The sequence below is a fragment of the Haloactinospora alba genome (assembly GCF_006717075.1).
Classification (GTDB): Bacteria; Actinomycetota; Actinomycetes; order Streptosporangiales; family Streptosporangiaceae; genus Haloactinospora; species Haloactinospora alba.
In genome coordinates this window covers 1496809-1514935 of the sequence record NZ_VFQC01000001.1, presented here as the reverse complement: position 1 = coordinate 1514935, position 18127 = coordinate 1496809, and the positions used below count along the sequence as shown (strand labels likewise).

Here is an 18127-nt window from a genome sequence, read left to right as displayed (position 1 = left end):
GGTGGCCAATGCCCTGGACCGTGCCGTGAGCGGTGGTGACGGTGGAACTGACCGCGGTCCGCACCGCGACCCGGCCGGCGTGGCTCCCGTTCCCTCCCTAGGGGCACCACCCCCGGCCCGGACGCCCGGGCCGAGCCCCGAGGAGCGCGGTTGTCCGGGGCGGACGCAGCCAGGGAAACCAGCAGGTGTCGGACCGGGTGTGGATGGTGCCCGTCGCAGGCGCGTCCGTCGGCGGGGAAGGGTGACTGCGGGGACGGTTGTCCGTGGCGCACCCGCCTGAGGAGGTCGGGACGGGCGGTCGTACGTCCGAGCCCCACCACGGCGCCCGCTGGGGGTATCGGGGGCTCCCGCGCCCGCCGAGCACGGCCCGGTGGGTCTGCTGGCCCGTGTGGAACGTGGCCACCGGGTCACCTCCCTTCGTCGTGGCGGCTGGTGCCGGTAGCGGCGGTCCTGCTCCCGTTGGGGTGGCGACCTCGCCTTCCAGCGGAGCCAGCCGTTACCTCAGCCTCCCTGAGCACGCGCTCCGTCAGCCGTACCACGGCCCAGCGGGGCGGCCCTGAGCCAAAGACGATGACGTAGCGTCGTAGTACGAACACAACGACCGTAGCGCGTTCTGCACGTGCATACGCGACAGACCGATAAAAATTCCGCTCTTATTCTCCGGCCGTCACCCTGGGATTCCCCGAACACGACCATCCCGGATTCGACCACCGTAGCGGATGCCAAGTCCGCGATCGCCCATTGGGCCGGGCTTCTGGCACGCGAATACGTGATGAGAGGTGCGAGGTGACAGGCCCGGGAACACGCAGTCGGTTGGTTTGCCACAAGACAAAAACCGTTTCTCCTGGGGACACACGTGTCCGGTGGGTGGCGCGGTTTCCGGTCAGGCAGGACACCAACCCGCGGCCGTCAGCTCTCCGCGGGAGAGGACCGACTAGCTGATCCCCGCCTCGTCCATGCCACGCAACTCACGCTTGAGCTCGGAGATCTCGTCCCGCAGACGCGCTGCGACCTCGAACTGCAGGTCTGCCGCCGCTTGGTGCATCTGCTGGTTCAGCTGCTCGATCAGCCCCGTCAGCTCCGCTCGAGGACGCGGTGCCGACTCCGCGGTGCGCTCTCCAGCGCCCGCCGAGGCCCCTGGAACGGGCGTCTGCTGCTGACCCGACCCTCCGGCAGCCGCGCCGATCAGCTCCTCGGTGTCGGCGTCCTCGCGGGCGAGCGAGTCGAGGATGTCGGCGATCTTCTTCCGCAACGGTTGCGGATCGATGCCGTGCTCCCTGTTGTAGGCGAGTTGCTTGGCTCTGCGCCGATCGGTCTCGTCGATGGCGTTACGCATCGCGGTGGTCACGTTGTCGGCGTACATGTGCACCTGTCCCGCGACGTTACGCGCGGCCCGGCCGATGGTCTGGATCAGGGACGTCTCGGAACGCAGGAAGCCCTCCTTGTCCGCATCCAGGATCGACACGAGGGACACCTCGGGCAGGTCCAGGCCCTCCCGCAACAGGTTGATACCGACGAGGACGTCGAACTCCCCGGTGCGTAGTTCCCGCAGCAGTTCCACCCGGCGCAGCGTGTCCACTTCACTGTGCAGGTACTGCACCCGGATCCCCAGCTCGGTGAAGTAGTCGGTGAGGTCCTCGGCGAGTTTCTTGGTCAGTGTCGTCACCAGGACCCGCTCCTGGCGCTGGGCGCGTTCCCGGATCTCGTGCACGAGGTCGTCAACCTGGTTCTCGGTCGGCTTGACGACGACCTCGGGATCAACCAGGCCTGTCGGCCGGATCACCTGCTCGACCACCTCACCGTTGCTCTGTTGCAGCTCATAAGGACCGGGAGTGGCCGAGAGGTACACCGTCTGGCCGATCCGTTCGGCGAACTCGTCCCACTTCAGCGGGCGGTTGTCCAGCGCGGAGGGAAGACGGAACCCGTGGTCGACCAGGGTCCGTTTACGGGAGGCGTCCCCCTCGTACATCCCGCCGATCTGGGGAACCGTCACGTGCGACTCGTCCACGACCAGGACGAAGTCCTCGGGAAAGTAGTCCAGCAGCGTGTTCGGGGCGCTCCCGGGCTCGCGCTCGTCGAAGTGCCGGGAGTAGTTCTCGATGCCGGAGCACGACCCGATCTGGCGCAGCATCTCGATGTCGTAGGTGGTACGCATCCGGAGCCGTTGCGCCTCCAGCAGCTTTCCCTGCCCCTCCAGCTCACTGAGCCGACCGGCGAGTTCGGCCTCGATGGAGCTGACGGCGCGCTCCAGCCGCTCGGGACCGGCCACGTAGTGCGAGGCGGGAAAGAGGTAAACCTCGGTCTCGTCCCCGAGGAGTTGGCCGGTGAGCGGATGCAGCGTACTCAGCCGCTCGATCTCGTCGCCGAACATCTCGATCCGGATCGCCAGCTCCTCGTAGACCGGGATGATCTCGACGGTGTCACCACGGACCCGGAAGGTTCCCCGGGTGAAAGCGGTGTCGTTGCGGGCATACTGCATCTCGACCAGCTTGCGCAGCAACTCGTCCCGGTCCACTTCCGCACCGACCTCGAGCTTGGCCATCCGGTCGACGTACTCCTGTGGGGTCCCTAGACCGTAGATGCAGGACACCGAGGAGACGACGATCGTGTCCTGCCTGGTCAACAGCGAGTTCGTGGCGGAGTGCCGCAACCGTTCCACCTCGTCGTTGACCGAGGAGTCCTTCTCGATGAAGGTGTCCGTCTGCGGAACGTAGGCTTCCGGCTGGTAGTAGTCGTAGTAGGAGACGAAGTACTCGACCGCGTTGTTCGGCAGCATCTCCCGCAACTCGTTGGCGAACTGCGCCGCGAGTGTCTTGTTCGGCTGCATGACCAGGAACGGCCGTTGTACCTGTTCCGCGAGCCACGCGACGGTGGCGGTCTTACCGGTACCGGTGGCGCCCAGCAGTACGGTGTCGTTCTCCCCTGCCTGCAACCTGCGGCTCAGGTCGGCGATCGCCCCGGGCTGGTCCCCGGCGGGAACCATGTCCGAGACCACCTCGAACGGTGCCATGCTGCGTTCGATATCGCTCACCGGTCGCACGTCGCCTCAGCCCCCTCGGATCCGAATGTCGCCCTCACGCTATAACCCGCCACCGACAACATGCCCTCCCCGCAGAGGATTCCCAGTTCAACGACGCCGCGGAGCCCGCCTCCCCTTTCCGGTTCCCGTCGGTTCCGTAACTGCCGTCGCGACGCGTCGTCCTCGAGTTTCGGGGAGTGAGGGTTATTCGCCCCATTGCCGCAACCGCTGTGGTGCGGGCGGCCGGTCATCGGTGCTGACCGCGCCCCGGGAGGGTGCCGGAGGCCGGACGAACGCGCGTCGACACCGTCCACTCGGGCGAGCACCCGGGCGCCGACGGAGCCAGAGACCACGCAGCTCGAAGAACGCACTCAGTGACGGTAGCTACGGGATCACCGAGCGGCAGAGGACGGCTGCCCCGGCCAAGACGTCCACGAGCACGTCGGTCCCGGCGTCGAGCATGGCCACCGAGACCGCGATGTGCGGTTCGCGCCCGGAGTGGCGAACCCGTCGACGGGATTCCGACCGTCGTCGCTCTGGTCGGCGATGACCTGACCGCCAGTGGACTCCGGGTGGGCGGTGTTGCAGCGCTCGGCTGCGGACTCGGCGTGATCGTTGTTCTTAGCAAATACGGTGGCCCTGCCGAGCCGGTCGCCTCCTGCTCTCCGCTACCCGCGCGTCATGAGGACTTCGAGGGCCTTGCCCGCGGTGCCGGCGCTGAAGAGGCGGATGTTGACCTCATCGGCCACCTTAGCCTCCCCGACACTGCGTGGGGCGCCCTCCTGGCCGCCGCCCGCGACGAAGCGTTGTGAGCAGTGGAGCCCCGGGGATAGCAGTGGACGGTGCCCGACGGCGATGCGGCCGCTCGCGCAGCGCGCCTCCTGGTCGTTGGACTGCCCGAGCGGTCCGGCGTCCCAGCTCCCCTCCCGCGGCCGGACCACCCGCGGTTCGCACCACCTTGTGCGTCGGACAGCCGCCGGGAGGACACTAGGATGACGCGGGTGCGAATCTGTGTCTTCTGCGGCTCCTCGACCGGGCGTGGCGAGCGCTACGCCGCCGCGGCGCGTGAACTCGGCACCTCCCTGGCACGGCGCGGGATCGGCCTGGTCTACGGCGGTGGCCGCGCCGGAATCATGGGTGCGGTCGCCGACGCCGCGCTCGGCGCCGGCGGCGAGGTCACCGGTGTCATCCCCGGCCAGCTGGTGGAACGCGAGCTCGCCCACCAGGGGATCACCGACCTCAGGGTCGTCGCCGACATGCACGAGCGCAAGGCCCTCATGGCCGAGCTCGCTGACGGGTTCATCGCGCTGCCCGGCGGTATCGGGACCCTGGAGGAACTCTTCGAGGTCTGGACGTGGGGACACCTCGGTCTGCACCGCAAACCCCTGGCCCTGCTCGACGTCGAGGGGTTCTACCAGCCGCTGCGGGCATTCGTGTCCCACATGGTCGGCGAGGGGTTCCTCCCCACCGGGTCCCGGGACATGCTGCTGTTCGACAGCGACCCCGCATCCCTCCTGGAGAGGATCGGCCATTACTGGTCTTCGGCGCCCCGAGGGGAGGTCCCCGGCCCCTCGGTGGAGAGCACCGCACCCGCCCGGCCACCCCTGGACGTGCTCGCCTGGGTCCACGTCCGCCATGGCCGGATGCTCGCGGCCCGCACCGAGGGCAGCGACCTCTTCTACCTGCCCGGCGGCAAGCGCGAGCCCGGAGAGAGCGACGTCACGGCGGTGGTGCGCGAGGTCAAGGAGGAGACGTCCGTCCGGTTGCGCCCGGAGAGCGTCGCCCCGTTCACCGTCGTCCACGAGGACGCGCACGGCTACCCTGAGGGCACCCGGGTACGCCTGGCCTGCTTCACCGGCGAGGGCGACGGTGACCCCACCGAGCAGGGGGAGATCGCCGAGCTGGCCTGGCTGTCCCACGCCGAGCGCGCACTGTGCGCCCCCGGCGTCCGGCTGGTCATGGACCAGTTGTCGGCACAGGGCATGCTGGGGTGAGCTGAGCGCGACCGGTTCCAATGGGTCCCGAGATGGACGGTGGCCCGCGTCAGGCTCGCTTGCGCAACCGCTCCCAGACGTCGGCGACCTGGCGGGACAGGTCGTCCAGGCCACCGGAGTTGTCGATCACGATGTCAGCCGCAGCGCGGCGCCGCTCCCGGGGCGCCTGGGCCCGCACCCGCGCGCGAGCCTGCTCCTCGGTCATGTCCCGGTTGGTCATGACCCGCTGGATCTGGGCGTCCTCGGGCGTGTCGACCACGACGACCACGTCGTACATCGCCTGCAGCTCGTTCTCGACCAGCAGCGGGACGTCGTAGACCACGACCGCGTCGGGCGGCGCCTGTTCCATGAGCTCCTCGGTGCGCTCGCCCACCCGCGGGTGCACGATCCCGTTCAGCCGTTCGAGCCGCTCCCGGTCGGCGAACACGATCTCGCCGAGCTTGGGCCGGTCGAGCGTTCCTTCCGGGGTGAGCACGTCCGTCCCGAACTCGGCAACGACCTCGTCCAGCCCCGGTGTTCCCGGCTCGACAACCTCTCGGGCGATCTGGTCGGCGTCGATGACGAGAGCGCCATGCGCGGCGAGGCATCCGGACACCTCGCTCTTGCCGGAACCGATCCCTCCGGTGAGTCCTACACGCAGCATGCCCATGATCGTAGGCAATCCCCGTGACCGGTACGACCACCCGGCGGTCCGAGAGCGCCGGGTGGCCGTACCGGTACAACAACGCGGGCCGCTCCCCCGCATACGGGGAAGCGGCCCGCGCGAACGCTCAGTGCGGTGAGGGTTTCAGGTTACTCGCCACCGCCGGCGAGCTTCTCGCGCAGGGCGGCGAGCGCCTCGTCGGAGGCCAGGGCGCCCCCTCCGCTGCTCGCGGCCTCGCCGTTGCTGGCTCCCGAGCCACCGCTGCCGGAGCCGGAGCCGGAACCAGAGCCGGAGCCGGAGGACTTCCCGGCGGATGCCCCGCTCGGTACCGGTTCGCTCTCCTCCTGGGCCGGAGCCTCGGCTTCGGCCTCCGCCTCGGCGTCAGCCGCTCTCGCCTCGGCGACCTGCTGACGGTGCGCTTCGAAGCGCTCCTGGGCGAGGGAGTAGTTGCGCTCCCACTCGTCGCGCTGGGCCTCGTAGCCCTCCAGCCACTCGCCGCTCTCCGGGTCGAAGCCCTCGGGGTACTTGTAGTTCCCCTCTTCGTCGTAGTCCGCGGCCATCCCGTAGAGGGTCGGGTCGAACTCCACCTGGTCCGGGGAGACGCTCTCGTTCGCCTGCTTCAGCGACAGACTGATGCGGCGACGGTCCAGGTCGATGTCGATGATCTTCACGAAGATCTCGGTACCCACCTGGACGACCTGCTCCGGGATCTCCACGTGCCGCTCGGCCAGTTCGGAGATGTGCACCAGGCCCTCGATGCCCTCCTCGACACGCACGAAGGCACCGAACGGGACGAGCTTGGTGACCTTGCCCGGAACGATCTGACCGATCTGGTGGGTGCGGGCGAACTGCTGCCAGGGGTCTTCCTGCGTGGCCTTGAGGGACAGCGATACCCGCTCGCGGTCCATGTCGACGTCGAGAACCTCGACGGTGACCTCCTGGCCGACCTCGACGACCTCGCTGGGGTGATCGATGTGCTTCCAGGAGAGCTCGGAGACGTGCACCAGCCCGTCAACGCCGCCCAGGTCGACGAAGGCGCCGAAGTTGACGATGGAGGAGACAACACCCTTGCGGATCTGACCCTTCTGCAGGGTGTTGAGGAAGGTCTGCCGGACCTCGGACTGGGTCTGCTCCAGCCAAGCACGGCGGGAAAGCACCACGTTGTTGCGGTTCTTGTCCAGCTCTATGATCTTGGCCTCGAGCTCCCTGCTCACGTAGGGCTGAAGATCGCGGACGCGCCGCATCTCGACGAGCGAGGCCGGGAGGAAGCCGCGCAGCCCAATGTCGAGGATCAGACCGCCCTTGACGACCTCGATCACCGTGCCGGTGACAACGCCGTCCTCTTCCTTGATCTTCTCGATCGAACCCCAAGCGCGCTCGTACTGCGCACGCTTCTTCGAAAGGATCAACCGGCCTTCCTTGTCCTCCTTCTGGAGGACGAGGGCCTCAACGTGGTCGCCGACAGCTACGACTTCGCCCGGGTCGATATCGTGCTTGATCGACAGCTCCCGGGAGGGGATTACCCCTTCGGTCTTGTAGCCAATGTCGAGCAAGACCTCGTCTCGATCGACCTTCACGATGGTGCCTTCGACAATGTCACCGTCGTTGAAGTACTTGATGGTCTCGTCGATCGCCGCGAGGAAGGCATCCTCGGACCCGATGTCGTTGACCGCTACCTGGGGTGTCGAGGTGGCCTCGGTACTGCTCGTCATGTGTGGGTGGACTCCGGATACGGACATGGACTGAATAGGAACGCCGCGGAATCGCCCCGGCCTGGCCCGCTGTCCAGAGGGAACGTGAGGCAACTGGAGGATTCCTCCACGACCTCTCCGCCGATCCTGGAGTGCTGACCGGCCGCCGCGCCCTCTCGACCCGCAAAGCCAGGAAGGACACGACGGTTGTCCGCCGCACCCCAAAGGATCTCTCAAGGTCGAGCGTGCGCACGCGAGTCCACAACGCTCTAGCTAGAGTATGAGATACGGTGCGCCTGGTCAATCGGATACCTTGCCCGCAACGGGAGCAATGCCGCCCTTATCACATTCTCCCTGCGCTCGGGCATCGGGCGGGTAACACCCGGGGACGTGACCGTACTCATTCCCCTTCCGGGCGCGCCCGGTTACGTTTCACCTCGGAGCGGCGCCGTTTCTCCGCCAACCGTCTCGCCTTGGCCGTCCGCGACGGACGGGGCGGCCGACGGCGTACGGCCCTCGGCTCCAGTCCACTGGCCACCAGCGACGCCAGACGCTCCCGGGCGATCTCCCGGTTGCGCGCTTGCGAGCGCGTCTCCTGCACCACCACGGTGGCCACCCCGTCACGCAACCGTCCCGCCAGCCGGTCCAGCACACGCTCTCGCTGCGCGGCGTCCAGTGACCTGCTGCGGGCCACGTCGAACGACAGCGTAACCCGCGTCTCGGCCGTGTCAGCGTGCTGTCCACCGGGGCCGCGTGAGGGGGAGAAGCCCCACCGCAGCTCCGAGGCCGCCAGCCGCACCCGAGAGTCAACACGTACGTCCCCAGACACAGCGTCGCCCCTTCCGCTTCCCACGTCCCTGATGCCCCCGGTGCGTGGCTTCCCCTGTCCTCCCGAGGGGTGGGGCCCCACGTCCCCGGACCGTGAGAGCTGTGTTGCACCGGGTCCGGGCCTCCCGACCCGCCGGTGGCCGGTTTTACTCCGGACACGCCACAGCATCCCCCACCCCCACCCGTACGCAAAACGAATTCTTCCCCCCGGTCGGGGGCGGATCAGTGTGCGGCATCGCGCCAGTTGGTACCGACTCCGACCGACACGTCCAGGGGCACCCGCAATTCGTAAGCCTCCGCCATACGGTGCGACACCATCTCCCGCAGCGCCTCCAGCTCCCCGGGGGCCGCCTCCAGCACAAGCTCGTCGTGCACCTGCAACAGCATCCTGGACGCGAACCCCTGGTTGCGCAGGGCGGCATCGACGTCGAGCATCGCTACCTTGATGATGTCCGCGGCCGATCCCTGGATCGGAGCGTTGAGCGCCATACGCTCGGCCATCTCCCGACGCTGCCGGTTGTCGCTGGTGAGGTCGGGAAGGTAGCGGCGCCGCCCCAGCATGGTCGCCGTGTAGCCGTCGCGGCGTGCCTGGTTCACCACCTCGTTCAGGTACTCCCGGACCCTGCCGAACTGTGCGAAGTACCCGTTCATCAGCTCGCGCGCCTCCCCGGGACTGATTCCCAGCTGTTGGGAGAGCCCGAACTCGCTCAGCCCGTATGCCAGGCCGTAGTTCATCGCCTTGATCCGGGAGCGCGCCTCGTTGTCGACCTCTTCCGGGCCGGTGTTGAACACCCGGGCGGCGATCTCCGTGTGGAAGTCGTGCCCGCTCGTGAACGCCTCGATCAACGCGGGGTCCTCGGACAGGTGCGCCATGATGCGCAGTTCGATCTGGCTGTAATCGGCCGTGACCAGGTACTCGTAACCGCTGCCGACGACGAACGAACGGCGGATGCGTCGTCCCGCGTCCGTACGCACCGGAATGTTCTGCAGGTTCGGGTCAGCGGAACTGAGCCGGCCGGTGGCGGCGACGGTCTGGTTGAAGGTGGTGTGGATACGGCCGTCTTCGGCGACCGTCTTTATCAACCCCTCCACCGTAGTGCGCAGTTTCGTCTGGTCCCGGTGGCGCAGCAGGATGACGGGGAGCTCGTTCTCCGTCTGCCCGGCCAACCAGCGCAGAGCGTCGGCGTCGGTCGTGTACCCGGTCTTGATCTTCTTGGTCTTGGGCAGGCCCATCTCATCGAACAGGACCTGCTGCAGCTGTTTCGGCGAACCGAGGTTGAACTCCCGCCCCACCGCCCGGTGCGCCTCGTCCACCGCTTGCCGGACAGCCGCGGCGAAGGTCTCCTGGAGCTCGCTCAGGTACTCGCGGTCGGCCGCGATGCCAGCGTGTTCCATATCCGCCAGCACCCGCTGCACCGGCAGTTCGAGTTCGTGCAGGAGCCGGTCCACTCCCCGTTGCGCCATCAGCCCGTCCAGGGTGGCAGCCAGGTCAGCCACCGCCTGGGCGCGCGTGGCCAGGTCGTGCTGCTGAGCGCTCTCCGCGTCGGTGTCAATATCCAGCGTGAGCTGCGCGTCCGTGTTCTCGTTCTCGCGCAGTTCCCTGCCGAGGTAGCGCATGCACAGATCGGAAAGGTCGAATCCCCGCTGGCCGGGTTGGACCAGGTAGGCGGCGAGCGCGGTGTCGTGGGTGATCCCGGCTATCTCCCACCCCTGCTGGCGCACCGCGTGCAACTGCCCCTTGGCGTCGTGCAGGGCCTTGGGTTGCTGCGGGTCCGCGAGCCAGGACGCGAGTGCGCCGTCGTCGGACGCGTCGAGCTCGCTGGCGACTATGTGGCCAGCGGCACCGGAGGGAAACGCCACGGCCATCCTGCACACGCCGTCGGATCTCGTGACAACCACGCCGGCCCGTTCCCCGGTACCCGTGTGGCGCTGTAGCCACTCCCGCACCTGACCAGTGCTGAGCACGGCAAGATCCATGGTGGGGGCGTCGTCGGCATCCTCGGTGGTCGTGGGCTGCTCACCCAGAACGTCGAACAGGCGATTCCGCAGCCCTACGTTGAAATCCAGGTTGTCGAAGAGTTCGTTCACACCGCTGCGGTCCCACCCCCGGGAACCGAATTCCAGGCCGGCAATGTCGGTACCCGTATCGACATCACGCAGCAGCTCGTTGATCTGATAATTGCGTTGGACATCACCGAGATGGACACGGAGATTCTGTCCCGCTTTACCGCCTATCTCGTCGGCATGGGAGATCAGCTCCGTCAGTGAACCGTACTTCCGCAGCCAGTTCGCGGCAGTTTTCGGGCCGACTCCGGGAACACCGGGAAGATTGTCGGACTTCTCTCCCACCAGAGCAGCGTAATCGCGGTAACGCTGGGGCGTGACTCCGTATTTGTCCTCGATCTCGCCCGGAGTCATTCTTCTCATCTCCGAGATTTTGCTTCCCGGGTAGAGCAGTGTGCAGTTCGGGGAGACAAGCTGGAACGCGTCCCGGTCCCCCGAAGAGATCACGACCTCACAGTCCTGTTCGTTCGCTCGGGTGGCCAGGGTCGCGATGATGTCATCGGCCTCGTAACCGGCCACTGACAGGCTCGCGATACCGAGCAGTCCCAACAGCTCCTGCAGGAAAGTGACCTGACTGGGAAACTCTGGGGGGGTCTCTTCCCGCCCTCCTTTGTAGTCGTCGTACTGCTCGTGCCGGAACGTCGGCTCGGAGCGGTCCCAGGCCACGGCGATGTGGGTTGGTTCTTCCTCCCTGAGAAGCTTCACCAGCATGTTGGTGAAGCCGTAGATGGCGTTGGTCGGCTGTCCGGTCGTCGTCGTGAAGCCTTCCTTCGGCAGTGCGTAGAACGCTCGGAAGGCCAGGGAGTGCCCGTCCAGCAGCAGGAGGCGCCGGTGCGGTTCGGTACCGGTCCCCTCCGCTACCGGAGGAGCACTGTGTTCGGGGGTCTCATCTCTCGTCACCACACAGGAAATCCTAGGATGCGGTGCAGACCGTGCGCTGTTTCCACTCCGGATCCCCTGGGGCAAAACGCGGTCCCGCGTCGTACTCTGTAGGGCCGCGGGGGAGACAGGGGGTGGCGTAACGGGATCCCTCCGGAAGGCGGGGACTCCCGGCCAGCCCGAGCCCGCCGCCACCAGCGCGAGCCACCACGATGGGAGGCGACCGGGGCTACGTTCCACCCCATAAGGCGGCCCCACGGTAGGAGCCGCGGGCGGTCTCACCATCACCACCAGCAACGGAACCCCACACCGCAGTCCCCCACCGGCACGTCCGCTCGCTGCAGCGGGACGGACAACCGCACCACACCACGAGGAAGGAGGACGGCGCATCCTCCTCCACCCGACGGTGGAGAATCCCGCGCCAACCACTCGATGACTCTTGACGCCGACCAGCTCGCCGAGCTCATGGGAACGAGCAGCACGTCCGGAGGCCTCGGCGACCGGATGGGGCTGGAAATCGTGGAGGCCTCCCCGGAACGGGTGGTGGGGAAGATGCCGGTCGAGGGCAACACCCAGCCCTATGGCCTGCTGCACGGGGGTGCCTCGTGCGTACTCGCCGAGACCCTCGGGTCGATCGGATCAGCTCTCCACGGAGGAGAGCAGAAGATCGCGGTCGGGATCGAGATCAACGCCACGCATCACGCCAGCGCCACCCACGGCCACGTCACCGGGACGGCGACGCCCGTCCGCCTCGGCGGCACTCTCGCTACCTGGGAGATCGCCATCACCGACGATGACGGGAAACGAGTGTGCACCTCCCGTCTCACTTGCCTGCTGCGCGACGCGTGAGTCCCGGGCGAGCGCGCCTTCCTTTCCGCATTTCCCTTCCCGGGCCGAAGAATTCTTTGTCACAAAGAGTATTCAATGAATCTCGCAAAGTGATATTCCACCGCACCACCGCGCCACAATCAGCTACAGAAATATAACGTCATGAATCCGACTTGGCACCAACACAACCGGTGATCTTTCCGGACGCGGACCGGCTATTTAAGCTCAACTTACGGAACGCGTTAAGCGGGCCAGTCCTTTCGGGCAGGCACCAGCCCTATCGGCACGAACCAGCCGATCGAACGGAGAGACCAAAAGAATGCCAAGAACCAAAGCCCTCAGCCTCGCTGCGACGGCCGCGGCCATCACGCTCGGGTTGACGGCATGCGGTGGAGGCGGTGAGGACCAGACGCTCGACTACGGGTACGTCTTCCCGGAGACGGGCGACCTGTCCCATCTGGGACCACCACAGATCAGCGCTGCCAAGTTCGCGCTCCAGGAGATCAACGACGCGGGTGGCGTGCTCGACAGCGAAGTACCCGAGATCATGAGCGGAGACGAGGCCAACGACGCCGCGAAGGCCAACGACGCCGCCGACCGCCTCATCGACCAGAACGCTGACGTCATCCTGGGTGCCGCTTCCACGGACATGACCCTGGCGATCATCGACAAGGTCACCGGCGCGGAGAAGATGCAGTGCTCCGGGTCCAACACCGCGCCGGACCTCGCCAAGGACAACGACACGGAGTACTACGTCCGCACCGCGCCCAGCGACCTACTGCAGGGCCCCGTACTCAGCCAGGAGATCGCCTCCGACGGCCACCAGAGCGTCTCCATCGCCTACCGTGCCGACGACTACGGCGAGGGGCTGGCGAACGCGACCGCCGATGCTCTCGAGGAGAACGGCATCACGGTCGACTACAACGAGGGCTACGACCCGAACGCTCCGAACTTCGACTCGGTCGTCTCCGACATCGAGGGAGCGGACAGTGACGCCACCGTACTCGTCTCGTTCGAGGAGGGTGTGCAGATCATCACGGGCCTGATCGAGGCCGGGATCGACGCGGACCAGATGTACGGTACCGACGGTCTCAACGACGAGACGCTTGGTGAGTCCGTCGGGGGAGACGATCCCAGCATCATGGAAGGGTTCAAGGGAACCGCGCCGGGATCGGGGGAAGGCTTCCTCGACGAGCTGACCGCCTATGACGAGGACCTCGAGGTCTTCCAGTTCGCCGGTCAGGTGTACGACTGCGCCATCGTCACCGCCCTGGCTGCCGAGCAGGCGGAGAGTACCGATCCCACGGTTTTCGTGGACGAGATCCAGGCCGTCTCCCGGGAGGGCACGGAGTGCAGCAGCTTCGAGCAGTGCCGTGACCTCATCCGTGAGGGAGAGGACATCGACTACGAGGGCGCCAGCGGTCCCATCGACTTCGACGGGAAGGGCGACGTGACCGCTGCTGCCATGCAGGTCTACGGCTTCGACAGCGACGGACAGCACAGCATGCTGGGTACGCAGGAAGTCTCCTGATCCCAGGTCCGTGCCTTGTCCCCGGTGCTTCCCACCGACGGTCGGGACCGGGGACAAGGCACGCGCTGCCGCGGGACGGCTACTCCGCTTTCGCCAACGTTCCCAGGTACAGCTCCACGACGTTGGGATCATCCAGCAGTTCGTGGCCGGTTCCCGTGTAGGCGTTCTTCCCTTGGTCAAGCACATAGCCCCGGTGGCAGATCTGTAGGCACCGACGGGCGTTCTGCTCCACCATGACCACTGACACGCCGGTCTCGTTGATACTCCGGACCCGTTGGAACACCTCGTCCTGCAGCATGGGGGAGAGTCCCGCGGTCGGCTCGTCCAGCAGCAGGACCGAGGGTTCCATCATCAGCGCACGCCCCATCGCCACCATCTGGCGCTCTCCGCCCGACAGGGCACCTGTCTTCTCCCTGCGACGCTGGGCCAGCAGCGGGAACAGCTCCGACACGGAGGCGAACCGCTCGGAGAACTTCTTCGGGCGCAGGAACACGCCCATCTCCAGGTTCTCCTCCACCGTCAGGGAGGGGAACACGTTGGCCGCCTGGGGAACGTATCCGACTCCGGAGGAGACCAGCTCGTGCGCGCTTCGGTTGACGATGCTGTTCCCCCGAAGCGTGATCCTTCCGCCACGCACGGGCAGGAGTCCGAACACCGTCTTGATCAGGGTGGACTTGCCCGCCCCGTTGGGGCCGATGATCCCGACGACCTCCCCCTCGTCCAGTGTCAGGGTGCACCCCTGGAGGATGTTGACCTCGGGGACGTATCCCGCGACCACCTCCTCAGCGGCCAGCAGCCAACCGGAATGGTCCACTTCCTCCGGGGTGTCGTCGGTGTGCTGAAGCACTTCCGCTCGCTCCTTCTGCATCTCCTGCGCCGCGTCGTCGGCGGAGGAACGCCGAGGAGGATCGGTGGGGCTCTCGCTCATTGGGCCTCCTGAGCGCCATGGGTTTCCTCACCTGGCTTCTGACGTGCTCTCCGCCTCGCGAGCGGAGATCCCGACACGGTCCGGGCCGCGTGCGGAGCGGTACTTCCTCGCGGGTTCCCGCTGCTTCCTGCTGCCGTGGCCCCTCCGGAGGGGGCGCGACGGACCAGCAGGCGTTTATCCTCTCCGCCCGTCCGGCGGCGAGGATGAGGGCTTCTCCGGTTCCCCCTCCGCACCTCAACCACAGAGCACCGGTGCGCTACTGGTATGCGCTCCCGCCGGTGAGGCCGCGGAGCACGGGAACGCCGCACCGGTTCCGCAGGAGCGCCTCCCAGGAACCGGCACCGCCCGGCCGCTCCGGGATCCGGCCGTCCGGCCGGATCCCGGAGCGGCTCACCCCTCGTCATGGTGCGCGCCCAGGTAGGCGTCGATCACCGCGCTGTTGGACCGGACGTCCTCGGGACGCCCCTCAGCGATCACCTCTCCCTGAGCCAACACCACGATCCAGTCGCTGATCCCCATGATCACGTCCATGTCGTGCTCGACGAAGAGCACTGTCATGCCCTCGTCCCGCAGGCTCGTGATGTGGCCCAGCAGCGACTGCACCAGCGCGGGGTTCACGCCCGCCATGGGTTCGTCCAGCATCACCATGGAGGGTTCCACCATCAGCGCGCGAGCCATCTCCAGCAGTTTCCGCTGGCCGCCGGAGAGGCTTCCGGCGATCTCGCCATGCATCGCTTCCAGGTTGAACCGGCGCAGCAGTTCCATGGCCCGCTCCCGGTTCTCCCTCTCCTGACGCTGCCAGGCGAAGGGGAGAAAGGAACCGAGGAAACGTTCGCCGGACTGCCCCTGGGCAGCCAACAGCATGTTGTCCAGCACGGTCATGCGCGTCAGAGCCTTGGTGAGCTGGAAGGTCCGGACCATCCCCTGGCGTGCTACCCGGTGCCCTCCCATCCCGTTCAGCTTCTTCCCTCGGAACTCCCACCGGCCGGCGTCCACCCGGTCGAAACCGGTGAGGAGATTGAACAGTGTCGATTTTCCGGCGCCGTTGGGCCCGATCAGGGAGGTGATCGTTCCTCGCTGCACTTCCAGGTTCTGGACGTTCACAGCTGTGAGACCTCCGAACGAACGGCGCACGCCGCTCGCACGCAGGATCGGGTCCGGTTTGTCGACTCCCGGCTGCGGGGCGAGTCCGGCTATCCCGTTCGGGGTCGCCGAGGAGACGGTCCCGGGTTGCGCACCGCCGTTCGTGTCATTTGACATTGACCAGCATCTCCTTGCGGTTACCGATGATGCCCTGCGGCCGGAAGATGATCAGCAGCACCAGGACCAGGCCGACGAAGGCGTCCCGCAGCGCTCCGATGGCCGCGTTGCCCATAATGTCGGGGGGCAGGGAACGGAGTGTCTCGTCGAACGCTGCAAGCAGGAACCACATCACTGTCGTCCCCAGGACCGGGCCGAAGGTACGCGCCGCGCCTCCCAGTAACAGCATCGCCCACAGGTAGAAGGTCACCTCGGGCATGAACTGGTCGGGTGCGAGGTTCTGCTGGTGCAGTGCGAGCATCGCGCCCGCGAGCCCCCCGAACACACCTCCCAGCACCAGGATCTGCAGTTTGTAGGAGAACGCGTTCTTACCGAGGCTGCGAACCGCTTCCTCGTCCTCCCGGATGCCCTTGATGACCCGCCCCCACGGGCTGTGCATCAGCATGTAGGTGGCGAGGAGTCCCAGCGCCACCATCCCCCAGGCCACGGTCATCAGCCAGAGCTGGCGTGAGGAGAAGTCCACGGCACCGATCCCGTAGGACCCGGAGGGAATCGGGTTGGCGGCGTAGAAACCGTCGGCGAAGCCCTGCATGCCGTAGACACTGTTCGTCAGCGGCCGGGCGAACTCCGCCCGGTACACCAAACGTGCCACTTCCGCCACGGCGATCGTGGCGATCGCCAGGTAGTCGGCGCGCAGGCGCACTGTCGGGATGCCGAGCACCAGCGCCATGAAGACAGCGCATCCCACGCTGATGAGGAAACCTGACCACAGCGACAGCCCGAAGGTGTTCACGCCTATGGCGACGCCGTAGGCGCCGAGCAGCATGAAGCCCACCTGGCCGAAGTTCAGCAGGCCCGTGTAACCGAAATGCAGGTTCAGCCCGATGACAGCGAGCACGTAGACGGCGGCTACCGGCCCTATCGCCGTTTCCAGGGAGATCGTGAGGATATTGACAATTTCCACGGTTGCTCCCTAGCCGACTCGTTCGCGACGGCCCAGGATGCCCTGGGGCCGGACCAACAACACGATGACCATGATCGCCAGTGCCCAGGCGTTCTGCAGCTGCGGCGAGAACCACAGCGTGGAGAGCTGCGCCACCAGGCCGATGGCCAGACCCCCGACCATGGCGCCGTACGCCGTTCCCAGACCGCCCAGGATCACAGCGGCGAACATCAGCAGCAGCAGGTGGAATCCCATCTGCCAGTAGACGGTCTGGTTCAGCCCGAGGAGCACGCCACCCAGAGCGGAGAGGGAGCCTCCCAGACCCCACACGTAGAGGGTCACCCGGTTCACGTCGATCCCCGAGGACTCCGCGAGGTCGCGGTTGTCCGCCACCGCCCGCATCGCTTTCCCGATCCGGGAGAACTGCAGCATGCTCGCCACGCCCACGAGGACCACGATCGCGAGCACCAGAATGGACAGGTCGCGCGGCGTCATCGATACCGGGCCGATGCTCCACATCTCCTGGATACGGAACGCCGGGTACTGCTGGCGCCGCGCGCCGAACCCGGCCAGTAACACGTTCCGCAGGATCAGCGAGAAGCCGATCGTCACGATGAACATCTGGATGAGCGCGACGTTGCGTCTGCGCAGTGGACGCCACAGGAAGCGTTCCAGCCCGAGGCCGAGGAGACCGCCGCACACCACTGCCAGTACCGTTCCGAGCACGAGCGGGTTGACGAGCCCCAGCACCGGTATTCCGGACAGTACGGCGTCCACCCCGGGGGACAGGATCACCCAGCTGAACAGCATCGCCATGATCGCGCCGAAGGTGACCATGTCCCCGTGCGCGAAGTTGATCATCCTGGTGGTGCCGAATATCAGGGACAGTCCCACTGACGCGATACCGATGATCAGGCCGTACAGCACGCCGGCGACGGTGAGGTTGATGACCTGTTCACCGAACGGGTCCCCGGAGTCGACGGCGGGAGCGCCGGCGGCCCCGTCCCCGTCCTCCTCCGCGGACTCCTCTCCCCCGCCGGGGGACGGATCCTCGGAGGGGTCCTCGGAGGAGGCGTCGTCGCTCGCTTCCGCTTCCCCTTCCGGAGCCAGCGGATAGACCACGGTGAACGCCTTGTCCGCCCCCACCGTCACGTCCCGTTCGGGACCGGCAGGCCCCTTGAGTTCGTACTCGCCGGGAACGGAGTCCTCTTCCAGGACAACGTGGTACTCCCCCGCGTCGGGGAGCTCCACCTCCCAGTTTCCGTCCGCGTCGGTGGTGGCGGTTGCCACCTCCTGGCCGTCCTGCGACACCAGGATTTCGATACCCTCGACGCCCTCATCGTCACTCTCCGGGGCACTGATCTGCCCTTGCAGCGATTCCCCGTCCCCGGCATCCGCGCTTGCCGGTACTGGGATCGCCAGCATCGCGGCCATCACGGCGAGCGGCACAGTCACGAGATATGTGCGCACGCGCACTCCTTGCGCTTTTGCGGATTTCGCTTCCCTGCACGGTGCTCGG

The 18127-nt window shown here is 66.8% G+C and carries 13 protein-coding genes; 3 read left to right on the top strand and 10 right to left on the bottom strand.

The genetic code is table 11. The annotated features are described in order from the left end of the window. Positions 1-934 precede the first annotated feature (934 nt). Together uvrB and FHX37_RS06825 are read right to left on the bottom strand one after the other, a co-directional pair. Entirely contained in the window at positions 935-3040 is a 2106-nt protein-coding gene (gene uvrB / locus FHX37_RS06830) for an excinuclease ABC subunit UvrB (protein ID WP_141922860.1), read from the bottom strand. A 647-nt stretch (positions 3041-3687) separates the two neighbouring features. Beyond that, positions 3688-3960: a hypothetical protein gene (locus tag FHX37_RS06825; protein WP_141922858.1), complete on the bottom strand. Its 273-nt coding sequence runs from the start codon at positions 3958-3960 to the stop codon at positions 3688-3690. Positions 3961-4011: 51 nt separating this feature from the next. Here FHX37_RS06825 and FHX37_RS23970 point away from each other — a divergent pair, with 51 nt between their 5' ends. Further along, positions 4012-5013 (top strand): TIGR00730 family Rossman fold protein, encoded by a 1002-nt coding sequence (locus FHX37_RS23970; RefSeq protein ID WP_141922856.1) that lies wholly within the window; start codon positions 4012-4014, stop codon positions 5011-5013. A gap of 49 nt (positions 5014-5062) precedes the next feature. Here FHX37_RS23970 and coaE read toward each other — a convergent pair whose 3' ends face one another. The 4 genes from coaE to polA all read right to left on the bottom strand — a co-directional run bounded on the left by coaE (position 5063) and on the right by polA (position 11142). Continuing rightward, positions 5063-5656, bottom strand: a complete 594-nt coding sequence (coaE, locus tag FHX37_RS06815; RefSeq protein WP_141922854.1) for a dephospho-CoA kinase — start codon at positions 5654-5656, stop codon at positions 5063-5065. Between the two features lie 149 nt (positions 5657-5805). Further along, the gene (gene rpsA / locus FHX37_RS06810; RefSeq protein ID WP_141922853.1) at positions 5806-7368 is read right to left on the bottom strand and encodes a 30S ribosomal protein S1; all 1563 of its coding nucleotides are present in this window, start codon (positions 7366-7368) and stop codon (positions 5806-5808) included. A 379-nt stretch (positions 7369-7747) separates the two neighbouring features. Continuing rightward, positions 7748-8176, bottom strand: a complete 429-nt coding sequence (arfB, locus tag FHX37_RS06805; RefSeq protein ID WP_246062154.1) for an alternative ribosome rescue aminoacyl-tRNA hydrolase ArfB — start codon at positions 8174-8176, stop codon at positions 7748-7750. 221 nt (positions 8177-8397) lie between these two features. Continuing rightward, positions 8398-11142, bottom strand: coding sequence for a DNA polymerase I (gene polA, locus FHX37_RS06800; protein WP_141922849.1), 2745 nt, complete (start codon positions 11140-11142; stop codon positions 8398-8400). A 408-nt stretch (positions 11143-11550) separates the two neighbouring features. On the opposite strand from polA, the gene FHX37_RS06795 reads away from it, so the two are divergent. Together FHX37_RS06795 and FHX37_RS06790 are read left to right on the top strand one after the other, a co-directional pair. Beyond that, positions 11551-11967 carry a PaaI family thioesterase gene (locus FHX37_RS06795; RefSeq protein WP_141922847.1) on the top strand — a complete coding sequence of 139 codons (417 nt, stop codon included), beginning with the start codon at positions 11551-11553 and terminating at the stop codon, positions 11965-11967. Between the two features lie 298 nt (positions 11968-12265). After that, entirely contained in the window at positions 12266-13477 is a 1212-nt protein-coding gene (locus tag FHX37_RS06790) for an ABC transporter substrate-binding protein (RefSeq protein WP_141922845.1), read from the top strand. 79 nt (positions 13478-13556) lie between these two features. Here FHX37_RS06790 and FHX37_RS06785 read toward each other — a convergent pair whose 3' ends face one another. The 4 genes from FHX37_RS06785 to FHX37_RS06770 all read right to left on the bottom strand — a co-directional run bounded on the left by FHX37_RS06785 (position 13557) and on the right by FHX37_RS06770 (position 18078). Beyond that, positions 13557-14345: an ABC transporter ATP-binding protein gene (locus FHX37_RS06785; RefSeq protein WP_394344513.1), complete on the bottom strand. Its 789-nt coding sequence runs from the start codon at positions 14343-14345 to the stop codon at positions 13557-13559. Positions 14346-14795: 450 nt separating this feature from the next. Next, complete coding sequence (locus tag FHX37_RS06780; protein WP_141925069.1) at positions 14796-15602, bottom strand: ABC transporter ATP-binding protein; 807 nt, start codon at positions 15600-15602, stop codon at positions 14796-14798. A gap of 52 nt (positions 15603-15654) precedes the next feature. After that, positions 15655-16629: a branched-chain amino acid ABC transporter permease gene (locus FHX37_RS06775; RefSeq protein WP_141922840.1), complete on the bottom strand. Its 975-nt coding sequence runs from the start codon at positions 16627-16629 to the stop codon at positions 15655-15657. 9 nt (positions 16630-16638) lie between these two features. Then, positions 16639-18078: an ABC transporter permease subunit gene (locus FHX37_RS06770; RefSeq protein ID WP_246062153.1), complete on the bottom strand. Its 1440-nt coding sequence runs from the start codon at positions 18076-18078 to the stop codon at positions 16639-16641. Positions 18079-18127: the final 49 nt, after the last annotated feature.

What these genes read in the sequence shown, in the direction of transcription:
- FHX37_RS23970 (WP_141922856.1), top strand. Translation starts at nt 4,012, where the DNA reads ATGACGCGGGTGCGAATCTGTGTCTTCTGCGGCTCCTCGACCGGGCGT.
- coaE (WP_141922854.1), bottom strand. Translation starts at nt 5,656, where the DNA reads ATGCTGCGTGTAGGACTCACCGGAGGGATCGGTTCCGGCAAGAGCGAG.
- rpsA (WP_141922853.1), bottom strand. Translation starts at nt 7,368, where the DNA reads ATGACGAGCAGTACCGAGGCCACCTCGACACCCCAGGTAGCGGTCAAC.
- FHX37_RS06795 (WP_141922847.1), top strand. Translation starts at nt 11,551, where the DNA reads ATGACTCTTGACGCCGACCAGCTCGCCGAGCTCATGGGAACGAGCAGC.
- FHX37_RS06790 (WP_141922845.1), top strand. Translation starts at nt 12,266, where the DNA reads ATGCCAAGAACCAAAGCCCTCAGCCTCGCTGCGACGGCCGCGGCCATC.
- FHX37_RS06785 (WP_394344513.1), bottom strand. Translation starts at nt 14,345, where the DNA reads ATGCAGAAGGAGCGAGCGGAAGTGCTTCAGCACACCGACGACACCCCG.